The organism is Nocardia sp. NPDC058658, from assembly GCF_042716665.1.
Taxonomy (GTDB): domain Bacteria; phylum Actinomycetota; class Actinomycetes; order Mycobacteriales; family Mycobacteriaceae; genus Nocardia.
In genome coordinates this window covers 153015-167642 of record NZ_JBHXRR010000011.1, presented here as the reverse complement: position 1 = coordinate 167642, position 14628 = coordinate 153015, and the positions used below count along the sequence as shown (strand labels likewise).

10 protein-coding genes are annotated in these 14628 nt (G+C 62.5%); 6 read left to right on the top strand and 4 right to left on the bottom strand.

What is annotated here, in order from left to right:
* The first annotated feature begins 177 nt into the window (after nt 1–177).
* The 6 genes from ACFWUP_RS18235 to ACFWUP_RS18210 all read left to right on the top strand — a co-directional run bounded on the left by ACFWUP_RS18235 (nt 178) and on the right by ACFWUP_RS18210 (nt 8015).
* Complete coding sequence (locus tag ACFWUP_RS18235) at nt 178–1410, top strand: hypothetical protein (RefSeq protein ID WP_379235661.1); 1233 nt, start codon at nt 178–180, stop codon at nt 1408–1410.
* A gap of 11 nt (nt 1411–1421) precedes the next feature.
* Nucleotides 1422–2648 (top strand): hypothetical protein, encoded by a 1227-nt coding sequence (locus ACFWUP_RS18230; RefSeq protein WP_379235659.1) that lies wholly within the window; start codon nt 1422–1424, stop codon nt 2646–2648.
* A 19-nt stretch (nt 2649–2667) separates the two neighbouring features.
* A complete protein-coding gene (locus tag ACFWUP_RS18225) occupies nt 2668–3876 on the top strand; it encodes a hypothetical protein (protein ID WP_379235657.1) in 1209 nt (402 codons plus the stop codon).
* Between the two features lie 90 nt (nt 3877–3966).
* On the top strand, nt 3967–5556 hold the full coding sequence (locus ACFWUP_RS18220; protein WP_379235655.1) for a serine/threonine-protein kinase: 1590 nt from the start codon (nt 3967–3969) through the stop codon (nt 5554–5556).
* 144 nt (nt 5557–5700) lie between these two features.
* A complete protein-coding gene (locus ACFWUP_RS18215; RefSeq protein WP_379235653.1) occupies nt 5701–6816 on the top strand; it encodes a hypothetical protein in 1116 nt (371 codons plus the stop codon).
* Nucleotides 6817–6821: 5 nt separating this feature from the next.
* The gene (locus ACFWUP_RS18210) at nt 6822–8015 is read left to right on the top strand and encodes a hypothetical protein (RefSeq protein WP_379235651.1); all 1194 of its coding nucleotides are present in this window, start codon (nt 6822–6824) and stop codon (nt 8013–8015) included.
* A 142-nt stretch (nt 8016–8157) separates the two neighbouring features.
* Here ACFWUP_RS18210 and ACFWUP_RS18205 read toward each other — a convergent pair whose 3' ends face one another.
* The 4 genes from ACFWUP_RS18205 to eccCa form a co-directional block, all read right to left on the bottom strand.
* Nucleotides 8158–8463, bottom strand: a complete 306-nt coding sequence (locus ACFWUP_RS18205; protein WP_379235649.1) for a WXG100 family type VII secretion target — start codon at nt 8461–8463, stop codon at nt 8158–8160.
* Between the two features lie 38 nt (nt 8464–8501).
* On the bottom strand, nt 8502–8837 hold the full coding sequence (locus ACFWUP_RS18200; RefSeq protein WP_379235647.1) for a WXG100 family type VII secretion target: 336 nt from the start codon (nt 8835–8837) through the stop codon (nt 8502–8504).
* A gap of 140 nt (nt 8838–8977) precedes the next feature.
* Nucleotides 8978–10429 carry a type VII secretion-associated protein gene (locus ACFWUP_RS18195; protein WP_379235645.1) on the bottom strand — a complete coding sequence of 484 codons (1452 nt, stop codon included), beginning with the start codon at nt 10427–10429 and terminating at the stop codon, nt 8978–8980.
* Complete coding sequence (eccCa, locus tag ACFWUP_RS18190) at nt 10411–14451, bottom strand: type VII secretion protein EccCa (RefSeq protein ID WP_379235643.1); 4041 nt, start codon at nt 14449–14451, stop codon at nt 10411–10413. The genes ACFWUP_RS18195 and eccCa overlap by 19 nt, the downstream gene beginning before the upstream one ends.
* Nucleotides 14452–14628: the final 177 nt, after the last annotated feature.

Sequence of the window (14628 nt, the reverse complement as noted above, 5' to 3'; positions counted from 1 at the left end):
TACGAACAATTGGGCAGCCGACTGCTGTGACAACTTCTGTCGAGGCCGCGCGCGTAACGCTGTTCGACGAGATCGTCGGGTGAGGGGTGCGCTACGATGCCCGCGAACCAGATCACCGGGGAAGTGGTGGGCCCACGAGCTCACGATCGGATCGAAGTGCTAGTTGGAGGGGGAGGCGTGAGGCTCAACCGTGGGGTATCTATTACCCGGGTCGCCGTTCAGGCAACTGTCGCCGCCGTTGTCGCTGCCACAGTTGTCGGCTGCGGCGGACAGGTAGCCGGGTCCGCGACTCGGGTCGCGCCGGAGACGTCAGATCTCGACTTCGGCAACTACCAGACCAAGCCACGCGTGGTCGGCAACGCCAAGAGCTTGACCCAGGGCCGTGCCTGGGAAGCCCAGCGCCTCGGCGACTTTGTCGCGGTGCCGTTCGAGATCGACCCGGCGTATGTCCGCGACTACCGATTCGAGTCGTTCGTCCCGAGCGCGCAGATCGTGCTGAATCGGAAGGGTCTCGGCGGGCTCATCGTCAACGACACCTTCGACGAAGTGGCCGAGGATCTCGTCGCGGGCTGGCTGAACTCGTGGGCCACCGCGCCCAACGCCGAGGACAAGATGCGCAAGCTCCACCTCTCGGTGCTGATGTTCCCCGATGCGAAGACCGCGGAGTCGGTCGGTCCGACGCTGGAAAACGACGACTTCACCTTCAACACCGAAAACGTCAAGGTACCGATCACCAAGTACCCCAACACATTCGCGCACTGGCGCCCGTCGGTGTCGTCGATCGGTTCGTGGACCGTGCACGACCGCTACGTCATCTTCATGAAGATCGACGACGAGACCAGCGCCCCCGATCTGGGATCGCTGACCAGGCAGGTCGAGCAGGCGCTCGCCGTGCAGATCCCGTTGCTGGACAAGTTCGAGCCGACCCCCTCGGACAAGCTCGAGCGCATTCCGCTCGACCCGACGGGCCAGCTCGGCCTAACACTGCCGTCCGATCCCGCATCTCCGGTGCGTGAGCAGCCCGACGGCTACTCCACCGGCCGTGTCGCGCTCAGCTTGTACCAGGATCCATCGCCCGGGATCCTCGCGGACTTCGCTGAATACGGCATCGAGCTGGTCAGTTTCGGCAATACGGTCGTCTTCCGGTCGGCGACGGCCGCCGGTGCGAACGGCATGTACCAAGGGCTGATCGAGCCGGACAAGGACATGAAGGAAGTGCAGGCTCCGTCGAAGCTGACGTCGCCGGTCAAGTGTTTCGCCAACACGTACGAGTCGCAGGGCGAGACCAAAACGTCCGACCACATCTGTTTCATGCACGTCGACAGATACGTCGTGCAGGCCCGCAACAAGAACCTGCAAGACCTGCATCAACAGGCGACCGCCCAATACATTCTGCTGACGGCCCAATGAGGAATTCCGCGATGAAGAACACTCTGCGGGTGGCCGGACTACTCGCTGTACTTGTTGCCGGTTCAGGTTGTGCCGCACCGATTTCCGGTCAGGCGAAGCCGGGACTGACACCGGTGGATGTGACCGCGCTCAAGACAGGCGCCCAGGTCGTCGAACCCACACCGTTCGTCGACAGTTTCTCGTCGGGAGTCTCGGACAGAATCCGATTGATCGAGGGCCGTCGGCTGCTGAGCACCCTTGTGCACCCCAACGATGTGCTCCCCTCTTTGAAGGAACTCGGCTACACGAGGATCTTCTCGAACGAAAGCGCGATGACGAAGACGGGCAGTCTTCCCGCGCAGTTCACAGATGCCGTATTCAAGAACAACCTGGTGGTCGGGGTTACCGAAGTCCGAACGAACGGCACCGTTCGAAATCTCGAGATGATGATGGTCGGCGTGCTGCAGTTCGCCACCGACCAGGATGCCAAGAACGCCGCCGCCGCCATGTATCAGGTCAACATGGCAGGCGAACGCCCTCGCCACCCGGTGACCATCCCGGGCTATCGCGACGCCAACGGCTCCAGCGCAGATGACATGGGCGTCAATGCTTTTCAGCAGCACGGCCCTTTCGTGATCGTCAACTCCATCGCCCAGCCGACACCCGATGCGACCGGGCTGGCGGCGAAGATCAAGCAGTCGATGGACCTGCAGATCCCCGCGCTGGATGCCTTCAAGGTGATCGCGCCCGACGAGCTGATGGACCTGCCCCGCGACCCCGACGGAATCGTGCGGCGGACCATGGACAAGTCCCCGGCAGGTGACCCGTACGGCATGAGTTTTCTCCAAGAGGACTTCGGTACCCTCCTGCCGTCGGCGATGCTGCACTACGAACGCAATCCGCTCGAAGTTCGCAAGGCGTACGAAGCGGCCGGTGTCGACCTGATCGGACGTCGCTACAGCACGGTGTACCGGACCCGCGACGTCGAATCCGCCTTTCTCCTGCAGACAGCCCTGGCCAAGCGCGGTAAAGACGACAGCGTTCTCGACCCGCCCCCCGGCATCGCCGACGCGCAATGCGTCCGGCTGGCCGAGGAGGACAAGAACCGCAACTTCAACGGATTCTGTGTACTCGTCTATGACCGGTATGTAGCCGTGGTGATGTCGATGGCATCGCTGTCCAAGACGGGACTGCAGACCGACCCGACACTGCAGGAGCGAACCGCCGCGCAGTACGCGATCCTGAAGAAGAGCGAGTAGAGATATGCGAAAACTTCGCGTGAGCAGCGCATTTGTGGCGCTCGGACTTCTGCTGAGCGCGTGCGGCGACGACACCGAGGCAGCGACGGCGCCGCCGGCCCCGAAGATCGACATCACAACGCTTGACTCCGGCAACTACCCGACCACGCCGGTCGATGTGGAAGCCACCCGGAAACCGACATCGGGTGCCCAACGCGAGTCGATCCGCATCGGTGCCGCGACCCCTGTTGCTGTCCAATACGATCCGCGCTTCGTCTTCGGGACGGGAAACCACTCCCGTCATCGCCATCTCACCCCCATCGAGCCGCCATCGTTCTCCGGTGTAGGAATCGATTACAAGGATTTCAATGCTGTGATCCCGGGATTGGTCGCAGGATGGGAAAGCTCGTCGAGCCGCCGGGAGGTATCCAACGGCGGCCGGGAAACCGCGACCATGAGCATTCGCTTCGAAACGCCCGACCAGGCCGCCTTCGCCGCGACCGAACTGTCCAATCGCGCCCCAGGACCGGCACGTACGATTCCGGGATACCCGAACGTGCCGGCCAAGGTCGAGCACAACACTCAGAACCTGCCATTTCAGAACCTGCGCGCCTGGCTCGCCCGCGGGGACATGTTGCTGTTCATCCAGGTCACCGACTGGCTGGGTCTTCCTTACGACGCTGATTCGGATGCCGTTGTCGCACAACGGTTCTTCGACAAACATCTAGAGATGCTCCGCTCGTACACGCCGACTCCCTTGAGCGAGATCAGCAAACTCCCCCTCGACACCGAGGGATTGCTGAGCCACGTTCTGCCTGCGGAAGTCACCTCGCGCTCCGAAAGTGGCACCAGCCCCTCTGCTGTGTACCCCGCGCAGGCCGCGCTTCACTTCGAGAAGAAGTCCGAATCCGCCCGCGCCGCCTACGCCGACGCAGGCATCGACTACCTGGCGTTCGATGCCGCGACCGTGTTCCGCGCCCGGGACGAGAATGCCGCGACTCGCTTCCAAGCCTGGTCCGAAAGCCAGACCAGCGAGAACACGAACTACGTCAAGGCAGACAGCCCACCGAACCTGCCCAGCTTCCGGTGCTTCGCGGTGAATCCCGCGGCGAAGTCCGCCTTCCTGGAGAAACCGCAATGCGTAGGCACATTCGGCCGATACGTCATCAGCACGTCCAGTAAGTCGCTGCAGGATGTGCACCAACGAATCTCAGCCCAGTACAAGCTGCTGAACGGATTCAACGGATGACCGCGCGCACGGTGCGGTAACGCAGCACCTGTTAGATTGCCCTGGTTGGCACGTGCACTGCGGGGCGCGCGAAAGATAGAGGAGACGCGAATGGCCTTGCGGCCCGGCGCAATTGTTGGTGGCTACCGAGTGATCAAGGTGCTCGGTGCCGGTGGCATGGGCACCGTCTACCTCGCCCAGAACCCGAGCCTGCCCCGCCGCGACGCCCTCAAGGTGCTCAGCGGCGATCTCTCCACCGACCCCGAGTTCCGCGGCCGTTTCGAACGCGAAGCCAATCTCGCCGCAGCCCTTGACCATCCCAACATCGTCGCGGTGTACAACCGCGGCGACGAGGACGGTCAGCTCTGGATCGCGATGCAGTACGTCGACGGCACCGACGCCTCGGCCGAGGTCGCCAAGGGTCCGTCCGTCATGCCGACACATCGCGCCCTGCGCATCATCGGCGAAGTCGGCAAGGGCCTGGACTACGCGCACCGCCGCGGCCTGCTCCACCGCGATATCAAGCCCGCCAACTTCATGATCGCCGCGGCCGAGGACGGCGACGAGGAACGCGTCCTGCTCACCGATTTCGGTGTCGCCAAGTCCGCCGACGACCGCCAAGAGCTGACCGCCACCGGCAATATCATGGCCACGATCGCCTACGCTCCCCCTGAGCAGTTGATGGGCAGCAAAGTCGACCACCGCGCCGACATCTACAGCCTGGGCTGCTCGCTCTACAAGCTGCTCACCGGCCAGAATCCCTACCCCGCAACAGTTTCGGCCATGGTCATGATGGGCCACCTGCACGAACCGCCGCCCCGCGTCACCGCAATACGCCCGGACCTCCCGCCTACCATCGACCGCGTCATCGCCAAGGTCATGGCCAAGGACCCGGCTCATCGCTACGCCACCTGTCGCGAGTTCGTCCAGGATGCGCACGCCGCACTGTTCGGCGCCTCCATGCAGGCACCTGCCTCCCAGGGTTTCTACACCGCATCGAGCATGCCAACGGCCTCGCCCGTAACTGCAGCTACCGACGTGGTCAGACCCACCCAGTGGGGCACCGACCCGAGTCGCCCGGTAGCGGCCTACGTCGGTCCCGGTGGCGGAGTCTCTGAACACGACGTCATCACCTCACGCAACCCCACCCCGTACCGACCCAAGCGAACCCGAAAGCTGCTGCTGACCGGCCTGATCACCCTCGTTGTTGCCGCATTGGTCGGAACCGGAGTGTTCGTTCTGACCAGGCCGGATGGGGGCTCCGGCGGCGGCGACGCCATGGCACAGGCCCGCTCCGAGCACCCCGAGTTCAGCGGAAAAACCATCACCGCATACAACTTCGGTAATTCCACACTCTCCGCTGTTCTCAACCCGAGCGACCAGTGGAAGTTCTTGCGTGACTTGGATTTCGACTACAACTCTGAATTCAAAGCGGTGGGCGAAGAGAAGTCACCGCGCGCGTTGTCTGTCGGTGACTACAACGTAAAGAACAACACTGACGTCATCCTCATCCTCCGCACTGACAGCCAAGCCGGCAACGGCGGCTTCCGCGGACTGCCCTACTCATTGACCAGCGGCAGCGGCAAGGTCGTCGTCATCGACGATCCGTCTACAGTCCAGGCCTTCCAGGTCTGGAGCAGCCAATCTCAAGCCATTCTCTTGGAAAAGATGGTCCCCGCGATTTCGAGGGCCATCAAGTAGCTCACGCATTCACACCAGAAACATCAGATAGATAGCGGGGGATTGATGGACTTACGAAGAAGTCTACTCGTTCTGGCTACGGCAGGCGGAGTAGCTCTCACTGGATGCTCATCGGGCACAGTTGTTGGCAACCCCGTCCCGAGCATGACGCCGGTTAATCTGGAAAGGCTTAATCTCGGCGGCTATTCAGCTGAGCCGACACAATATGAGCTGCCAGACACGGCCAAGCCCGCGGATGTTCGACTCATCGAAGCGAACCGCATGCTCAACTTTATGGTAACCGCCACCGATGTGGATCCAGACCTCACAGTCGCTCTTGCCGTCGAGACCTATGCCGATCCTGGCGGCCCGTTCAAGACACCCGCCCTTCCAGAGAAGTACCGGCCTGTGATGGCTGACAATAAGTTGATCGCTGGAACTTACTTCGCTCGCACAGACGGAAACAAACGTACCCCCCAGAAGCTGATAGCTGCAATATACAGGTTCCCGACCGATCAGGCCGCACGGGCGGCGGCCGAACAGATGGATCGGATAAGCTACGAGGGCGAAGAAAGTCGCCGACCGGTGAGGCTCGACGGACATCCCGATATCAAGGCATCCATAAAGGACGATTTGTCGGCGATCGCTGTGGCCACCCGAGGCCCCTATGTCACGTTAATAAACTATGGTGCATCTCAGCCCGATCAGACCTCAGTCACCAAAACCCTCGAGAAGGGTGTCGCGGATCAGCTGGCCAAACTCGATCAGCTAAAGCCAACGCCCCTGGAAGATATTCTCGATACGCCCATCGATCCGGATGGAATCATGCGCAGGGCACTGCCCAAATCGCCGACCTACAGCGACCCATTCACGAGCGAACTCGATTTCCACGCCTACTCGCCTGCAGGCGAACTAGCGTTCGAGCGCAACCAGGCTCTGATGAAGGCAGCCTTCGCCGAGAGCGGCGTCGATCTGGTCGGCAGGCGGTACTCCGTTGTGTACCGAACAAAAGACTTGGCTTCGGCATTCCATCTGCAATCTGCGTTGGTGACTCTCGGCCACAATGACGAGAGGATAGAATCTCCACCAGGTCTCGCCGATACTCGGTGTATCCGCCTCTACGAAGTAGATGAGATCCGCCACTACCAGGCAATGTGCGCCGTTGTCCACGGGCGTTATGTCGGCGTAGTAGTCGCCCCGCAAAAATTGGCCGGAAAAGTCGACCCAACCCTCTACGAGCGCGCGGCTGCTCAGTATGCCGTCCTGGCGAAGAGCGAGTGAGATCAATGCGAGTCCTTAGCCACCTCATCTGCGCCACCGCCATCATTGCTATCACCATGACGACGGCATGCAGCGCTGATTCAGAAAGCCAAGCCCCAAAACCAGGCGTAGACCTGAGCAAACTCGAAACCGGAAGCTTCCCGTCCGCACCCCGCGACCCGAACACGGCCAAGGTCGATGCCAGCGGTCAAGCGATCGAGGCGGTTCGCCTGGCCGCCCACGTACCGATCCCGTACGATATCGATCCCAGTTTCGAATTTGCTTACGGTGCTTACGAACCGCGGGCGACCTCGTCACTACCCGGATCCATAATCGGAATCGAGAAAGCTGACGGCAAGGAGATCTTCAAGGAAGTCTTGGCAGGTTGGGATACTGCCGGGCAGCGCAGATTCGCCAGTTCGGCGGGCCGCCGTGCTTACATCCAGGTTCTACAGTACGAGACTTCTGCAAAAGCAGAGAATTCAGTACGCCGAATTTTCGATACGCAGCGTGTCATCAAGAGTGGTACATCCGTAAACATCCCTGATTTTTCCACTGCCCTCACTACATGGCACAATGGTGAACTCCATTCGTGGCTGTTGCACAAGACGATGGTTATCGGCGTCGCCTTCATAGATCCGATGACCATACCGCCGGATCCCGAACCCGCAGTCACGTTCAGCACCAAGGCCTTCAAGAAGACCATCGAGATGCTGGCGGATTACACACCAACGCCGATAAGCGAGATGGCGAACCTACCGATCGACGTAGATGAAATGCTGAGCCGCACGCTACCAAGCGTCAAAGGCGAATGGAGTAGTGAAGTGCCCGAGGGTGCTGTCGAGCCAGCACAGGCCGCCTTGGCTCGAGAGAATAACCCTCGAGCGGCGGCGTCGGCATATGCCGACGCCAAAGTCGATTTCGTCGCGACCGACGCCTACACGCGTGTGTACCGAGCAGCGGACGCGGACGCAGCGGAACGGCTTTTGGCCGGGCTACTTCAACCTGAGCGGGAGTATTACAAAGTCATCGAGAGTCCGGCACATCTACCGAATGCACAGTGTTTTGAAGCACGTGATAAGACAGTCAATTCTTACCGTTTCGTGCCGATTTGCTACGTGCAGTACGACCGCTACGTCGCGAGGGTTACTTCGCTGCATGTTCTCGACCTAGCGCAGCGGACAGCCGCGCAGTACAAACTCCTGGCCGTAGGCCGTTAAAGACGGCCAAATTGGGCCCTCCGGCTGACAGCGGAGGCCGGGTCCTCCGTCGAGCCTGGCATGCGCGAGTCGCACCCAGTGTCGATAGAATGGGGAAGGGGCCCGGACTGATCCGGGCCCCTTCTCATGTTAGGTAGATCAACTACCCGTTCAGTAGAAACTTGGCCAGTGCTTTGTCAGTATCTGCCATGTGCTGACCACCGGAAACGACCTTGGCACCGACCGCCTGGAGATCTTGGTTCAGCTCGACCGACTGCCCTGACCATTTCGTTTGCAGGATAGAGAACGCTCCCGAGCCTTCGCCCTCGGGAAAGCTCTTCACGATGAAATCCTGGAACAGGTTTTCGAGATCCTGCAGAGCGGTCGCAATATCTTGCGCGTCCTTCTGCAGACCGGTTCCTGCATCGTCGATGGCCTCAAAGTTGTATTTGATTTCGCCGTAGTCCATGGTATGCCCAATCCCTTCGTAAATGAGTTAGTTGGTGGTCACATGTTGAGTTTCTGCGGGGCAGCCATCATCTCCTGTGCGGCCCGCGCTTCCTGGTCATCGATCTTCACTGCGACGGACCCAACGTTTTCCGCATTGGTCATCAATGCTTCATTGAGGGCGCGCGCCGACTTGAGGTACTCGAGCATGACATTCTGAAACGCCCCACCGGCGGAGCCTTTGAATGAGTTACTTTCCGCGACCGCATTGGCCCGATCCTCGGAAGCGCGGATCATCGCGTTGATCTCGTCGTGCTTCGGCTTCATAACCTTGGTGGCGAAATCTGAGATTTCGCCGGCATTTGCCTGGAATGGCATGATCAGCTCCTTTGTCATCCCGGTCCGCCCTGCGCGAACCGATCCATCGTGGCCAGCAGTGGACCAGACCCCCCTGGTGGCGATCTGAGCCCTTCATATTGGTTAGACGCACGGGCAGTGCGTTCGGTTCCGTAATTTTCCAGAAAATTTTCCAGAGTCTACGGCGTGATCGCGACGGATCTCATGACCTCCTCACACGCAGATCCGACAGTCCCCCATCCTTCCGATCCATGCTGGCAACCAACGTTGGTCTGGACACCATGATCGAGCAGGACGTACCACCTGACGACGGATCCGTCGCCAGGGAGCTCTTGGTAGCCGATCCCCCGGCGCCCAGCGAACACCACGTCACGTTCTGGCGTACCGAACCGGCCGGGCTCTGCCCGATCTATTCGCGACGTGATGTCCCTAAGCACTTCATCATATCCGGAGCGATCCGCAACAGTGTTGTACGTCACAGTAATTCGGGCAGCAGCGGCTAACTTCGGGACCAGCGTGGCTCGTTCGGGTGTCGCACCCGGCGCGAGCTGCCAGTCTTGCGGAACGTCGAAGGTGACTCGGCCCATCGCGTGGTGCGGTGAAGGGGCCGGCGATCGTGATGACGACGGAAGGGAGGTTGTCGGTTCTGGCAGCCGAGTCGTTGTCTCGCCGGTGGCTGTTGCGTCGGCGCCGCCGCCCCTGGTGGTCGCGATCACGACGACGCCCACGGTGAGGACGGTCAGGATCACTGCGGCTACCGCCGCGATTTTTGCGGGACCGCCCCAGGGAGACGGAGCAGATGCTGCCGCGCGGTCGCGCAGTGTGCCCACCCAATCGGACTGCCTCTGCGCTTCCGCGGACACACCCTGGTCGACTCTTGCCGCCCAAGATCGGAGAAGAGCAGTGAAAGCCATCGGTTGGACAAGGGGCTGCTGAACGCTCCAGGACTCTGCGACGAACGCGCGAAGGAGTTCCAGCAACCGCTCATCGTGTTGTCCGACCACAACCACTGTCGATGGTCGATGGCCGTCCAAGACCCGAAGGATCATCGCGGCCAGGCGTTCGCTGACTGCCTCGCTCACTTCGTCCGCGCCCATCGTCGGGTCGCGCTCACAAGCGGAGAGCACGACATGATCCCGGGATCGACCGACCGCGCTGACAGTGACGTCCAGGGGCTCGATTTCGACGACGACGATCAACTCGGAGGTCGCAAGCGGCTGCCTCAGCGCGGCGATCCGCGTGGAAACAGGCTCCAGTACAACATTACTCGAGTACCGACCAAGCGAGTTCTCGATACTCGCGCGCCGGACCGACGACCAAGAACTGGGATGCGCCACAGAGATCGACGGGCTCGCGGCTAACGGGCGTAGATCCGAGAACAGCTCATCGACCATCGCGTCGATCGCGGCCGCGGCAGACACCGGTGCGGGCATGAACCCGATCCACGCCGAGTCGGCCATCGCCCACGCGTACACCGCAGGGTGCGTGGGCCCCACGGGCACACCGACGGCTAGCCCGTTCTGGACCGGCATCACCGAAGCGACGACGTCCGCGTGCCGAGTAGCGGTGCGCGCCCACATGCGCGCATCGCTGATCACGACATCTATGTCGTTCACAAAGCCGGCGTCCATGCCAACTGCACAAGATCGACGGCGTTCCTGGTGACCAGGGTTCCTCGGCCGGGCGGCATCGCGCTGGCGCGCACCGTGCCGAAGAGCTGACCCTCGTCTCTGCTACCGCTCATCACCAGACCGATGCACCCCACGTCCTTCATTCGGGAGAGCACGGGGTCATACATCGCACGCGATGCACCACCGGAACGGCGGGCGATGATCAGATGGAATCCGATGTCTTTGGCATGTGGAATGAACTCGACGAGCGGCGAAATCGGGTTGCCCGAAGGCGTCACCACCAGGTCGTAGTCATCAACGATGACGTAGAGCTCTGGGCCCGTCCACCACGAACGAGCACGCAACTCCTGTTGGGTGATGTTCGCGCCGGGCAAACGAGACTTCAGGATCCCGGCGGCCTGCTGGATGAAGGGAGTTAATACCTCCGACGAGGGTGCGTAGCCAGCCAGGTGATCGCCTTCAACTGTGCCGAGCAGGGTTCTGCGGTAGTCACCCAGGATGATCTTCGCTTGCGCTGGCGTATTGGATTCCGCCAAGCCCTGGCAGATACTGCGCAGCAGTGCGGTCTTGCCGCATTCGCTGTCACCAAAAACCAGGAAGTGCGGAGTATCCGCGAGGTTGAGCACGACAGGCGCGAGCTCGGATTCGTTTACGCCGATCGGTATATGCATGCACGGCCGAGACGGATCCATTTCGGTGGGCCAATTGCGCATATCGCGGAGCAGATCGGCCCGGTCGAACTGATCCGGTAGCGTCCGGGTGCCTGGGGCAGGTCGGCCGGGAGTGCGCGACGCGATCAATTCGACAGCCTGTGCCACTCCGGTACTGATATCGACCGGGTCGGAGCTGCCGTCGACACGTGGCAGTGCCACCAACATGTGCAGCGCGTCGGGCGTGATACCTCGGCCCGGACGACCTTGCGGGACAAGCGAGGCGAACTTGCGTCCGATCTCGGAGTCCATCGGGTCGCCGAGACGGAGCTCGATGCGCGTACCGATCTGATCCTTCAATGCCGGACGGGCTTCCATCCAGCGCGAAAGGCCGATGACTACGTGGACACCATACGAAAGACCTTGCAGGGCAAGGTTTGTGACCTGCTGTTCGATTGCTTCGTAGTCCTGACGGATGGTTCCGAAACCATCGATGACGAGGAACGCGTCGCCGTAAGGATCCTCATGGGCACCAGCGGCGGCCGGACTGCTGTTCGGGTCCATAGCCCGCAAGCGCCGGTACTCGACCATGGACTCGATTCCCAGCTGGTGGAATCGACGCTCGCGCTGACGGACGAGCGAAGACATCTCCGCGACCGTCCGGCGCACTTTGTCAGGATCCAACCGGCTGGCGACCGAGCCGACGTGCGGCAATCCCTGCAGGCTGGACAGGGTTCCGCCACCGAAATCGAGGCAGTAGAACTGCACTTGTTCAGCGGTGTGAGTCAGCGACATTGCCATCACGAGCGAGCGCAGTGCCGTCGACTTACCCGACTGGGGGCCTCCGACGATCGCCACGTGGCCACGCGAACCGGACAGATCGAGCATCAGCGGATCGCGGCGCTGGTCGTAGGGCCGGTCGACGATGCCGATCGGCGCGCGAAGCGTCGCGGCTGCCGAGTACTCGCCCGTGAGGATCGAACGTGGGATCAGCTGGTCGAGAGTCGGTGCCTCGTCGAGCGGCGGCAACCAGATCTCGTGAGCTTTGCGTGCCTGGCCGTAGCTCTGGATGCGCGAGACCAGCATGTCCAGGTTCGACATCTGCTCGTTCTCGTCGCCGACGGGCTCCGGCTCGAACTCGGCCTCGACCGGCAGCGGAACCCGGTCGGCGGCACGGAAGCCGACGTGGGTGGCCGCGAAAGGCCGTGCGTTGACGTCGATTTCGCCGCCGACGATGCCCGCGCTGGTGACCTCGCGGGCCGAGCCGCCGCCGACATACGGACCGGAGACGTAGGAGGCTTGGAAGCGCTGGATCTCGCCGGAGTCGGACTTCAGGTAGCCGCCGCCGGGGGTGCTCGGCAGGTTGTAGGCGTCGGGGACGCCGAGGACCTGGCGGGATTCGTTGGCGGAGAAGGTTTTCAGGCCGATGCGGTAGGACAGGTGCGATTCCAGGCCCTTGAGCTTGCCTTCTTCGAGGCGCTGCGAGGCGAGCAGGAGGTGGACCTGCAAGGAGCGGCCGAGGCGGCCGATCATCACGAACAGTTCGGCGAAGTCGGGGTGCTGGGTGAGGAGTTCGGAGAACTCGTCGAGCACGACGAACAGGGCGGGTAGCGGGTCGAGGTCGGCGCCGGCGGCGCGGGCCTTCTCGTATTCGGAGACGTTGGCGAAGTTGCCCGCCTGACGCAAGACCTCTTGACGACGATTCATCTCGCCGGCGAGGGCGTCTTTCATACGGTCGACGAGGTCGGCTTCGTCCTCGAGGTTGGTGATGACCGCGGCGACGTGCGGGACGCCGTCGAGGCCGAGGAAGGTCGCGCCACCCTTGAAGTCGACGAGGACCAGGTTGAGCTGGTCGGGCGAGTGGGTGGCGAGCAGGCTGAGCACCAGGGTGCGCAGGAATTCCGACTTACCGGAACCGGTCGCGCCGATGCACAGGCCGTGCGGGCCCATGCCGTTCTCGGCGGCTTCCTTGATGTCGAGTTCCACCGGGGCACCGTCGGCGCCGATGCCGAACGGCACGCGCAGACGTTCGCGGCCGTAGCGGGGACGCCACGCGCTGGCGGGGCTGAACGTGCCGATGTCGCCGAGGCTCATCAGCTGCGACCAGGTCGAGATCACCTCGGAGTCGTCGGTCTCGACGTCGCTGCTGCGCTGGGTGGCCGCGCGGTAGGGGGCTAGACGGCGGGCGAGCTGCTGGGCCTGTTCGGCGCTGACGCGGTCGATGGTGGCGAAGCGTTCCTGGTTGCCGGTGGCGCCGCGGCCGAGGCACTCGCCGTTTTCGACGACCATCTTGATGCCGCGCGAAACGGCAAGGCGCGGTGCGTAATTGCACAGGTCGATGATGGTGACACCCTCGTACCCGGACTCGCGCAGCTGGTCGTCCTCGGCCTCGAGCAGGCCGCCGTCGACGACGATCACCACGTGCACCATGTTCGGGTTGTTGGGCTGGTTACGCGAGTAGCGCACCCGGTTGCCCAGCAGCGGATGCAGGCCCGCCATCGCCTCGCGGATGGAGCCGTAGAACATGCGCTGGGTGCCGATGCCGTCTTGGGAATCGGGGTGCTGGGTGTGCGGGAGCCACTTGGTCCACTCCCACTCGCGGGCGGTGTCGGGACCACAGACCACGGCGACGAGCACCTGGTCGGGCGCCTGGAACATGCACAGCTGCAACAACATCGCGCGGGTCATGTCGCGCGCCTGGGCGCGGTCGCCGTCGAGAGCGACGGTGCCGAAGCCCTTCACCGCGATGGCGGTGGGCAGGTCGGGGACGGTGGAATGCGCGCGCACGAAGCGGCGCAGCGAGACCGCGGCGATGGGTTCGAGTTCCTCGACGGGGCCGGTTTCGGGGGCCACCAGCCGGGTCGCGAGGCGCTGGCCGCCGAGGCCGATGCGCGCGTGGCAGAAGTCTTTGTCGCCGGAGCGGCGCTCCCACATCCGGCTGGTGCCGGCGAGCATCCAGATCAGGCCGGGCTCGGGGTGGCTCCACTCGACGGCGGCGCGCTGCTGCTTGGCGGTCTCGTCGACATCTTTACGGACCTGATCGAGGTAGCGCAGGTAGTCCTTGCGGTCCTCGTTGGCCTCCGCGGCCTTGGCCCCTTTGCCGCCGCCCTGGCCGAACATGGTGACCATCGACATGATCATCATCATCGGGAACATCATCGACATCGGGTTGGACAGCATGCCGCTGCCCTGGGTGAACATCAGCGCCATCATGCCGACCATGCCGACCACCATCACGACGGGCATCAGCTTCATCAGCAGGCTGCCCGGGGTGATCCGCGGGATCTCCGGCGGCGGCTGCAAGGTGACCTCGCCACCCGGAGTACGCGGCATTTCGCGCCGGGCACGGCGCTGGAACCTGACGGTGCTCATGGTCGAAGACTCCCCCTGCTTGACTACTCGCTCAGCTGTCGTCGCGGCTCAGTGTAGAGGTCGGCGCCGACATGTCGTATGGTTCGTCAGGCATTCTGCTGTCCGAACGGTGGGTTCCGCAAACTGTCGACCGTTAAGAGCGGTCGAGCGGAAACACGAGGTAGAGACGGAACTGGG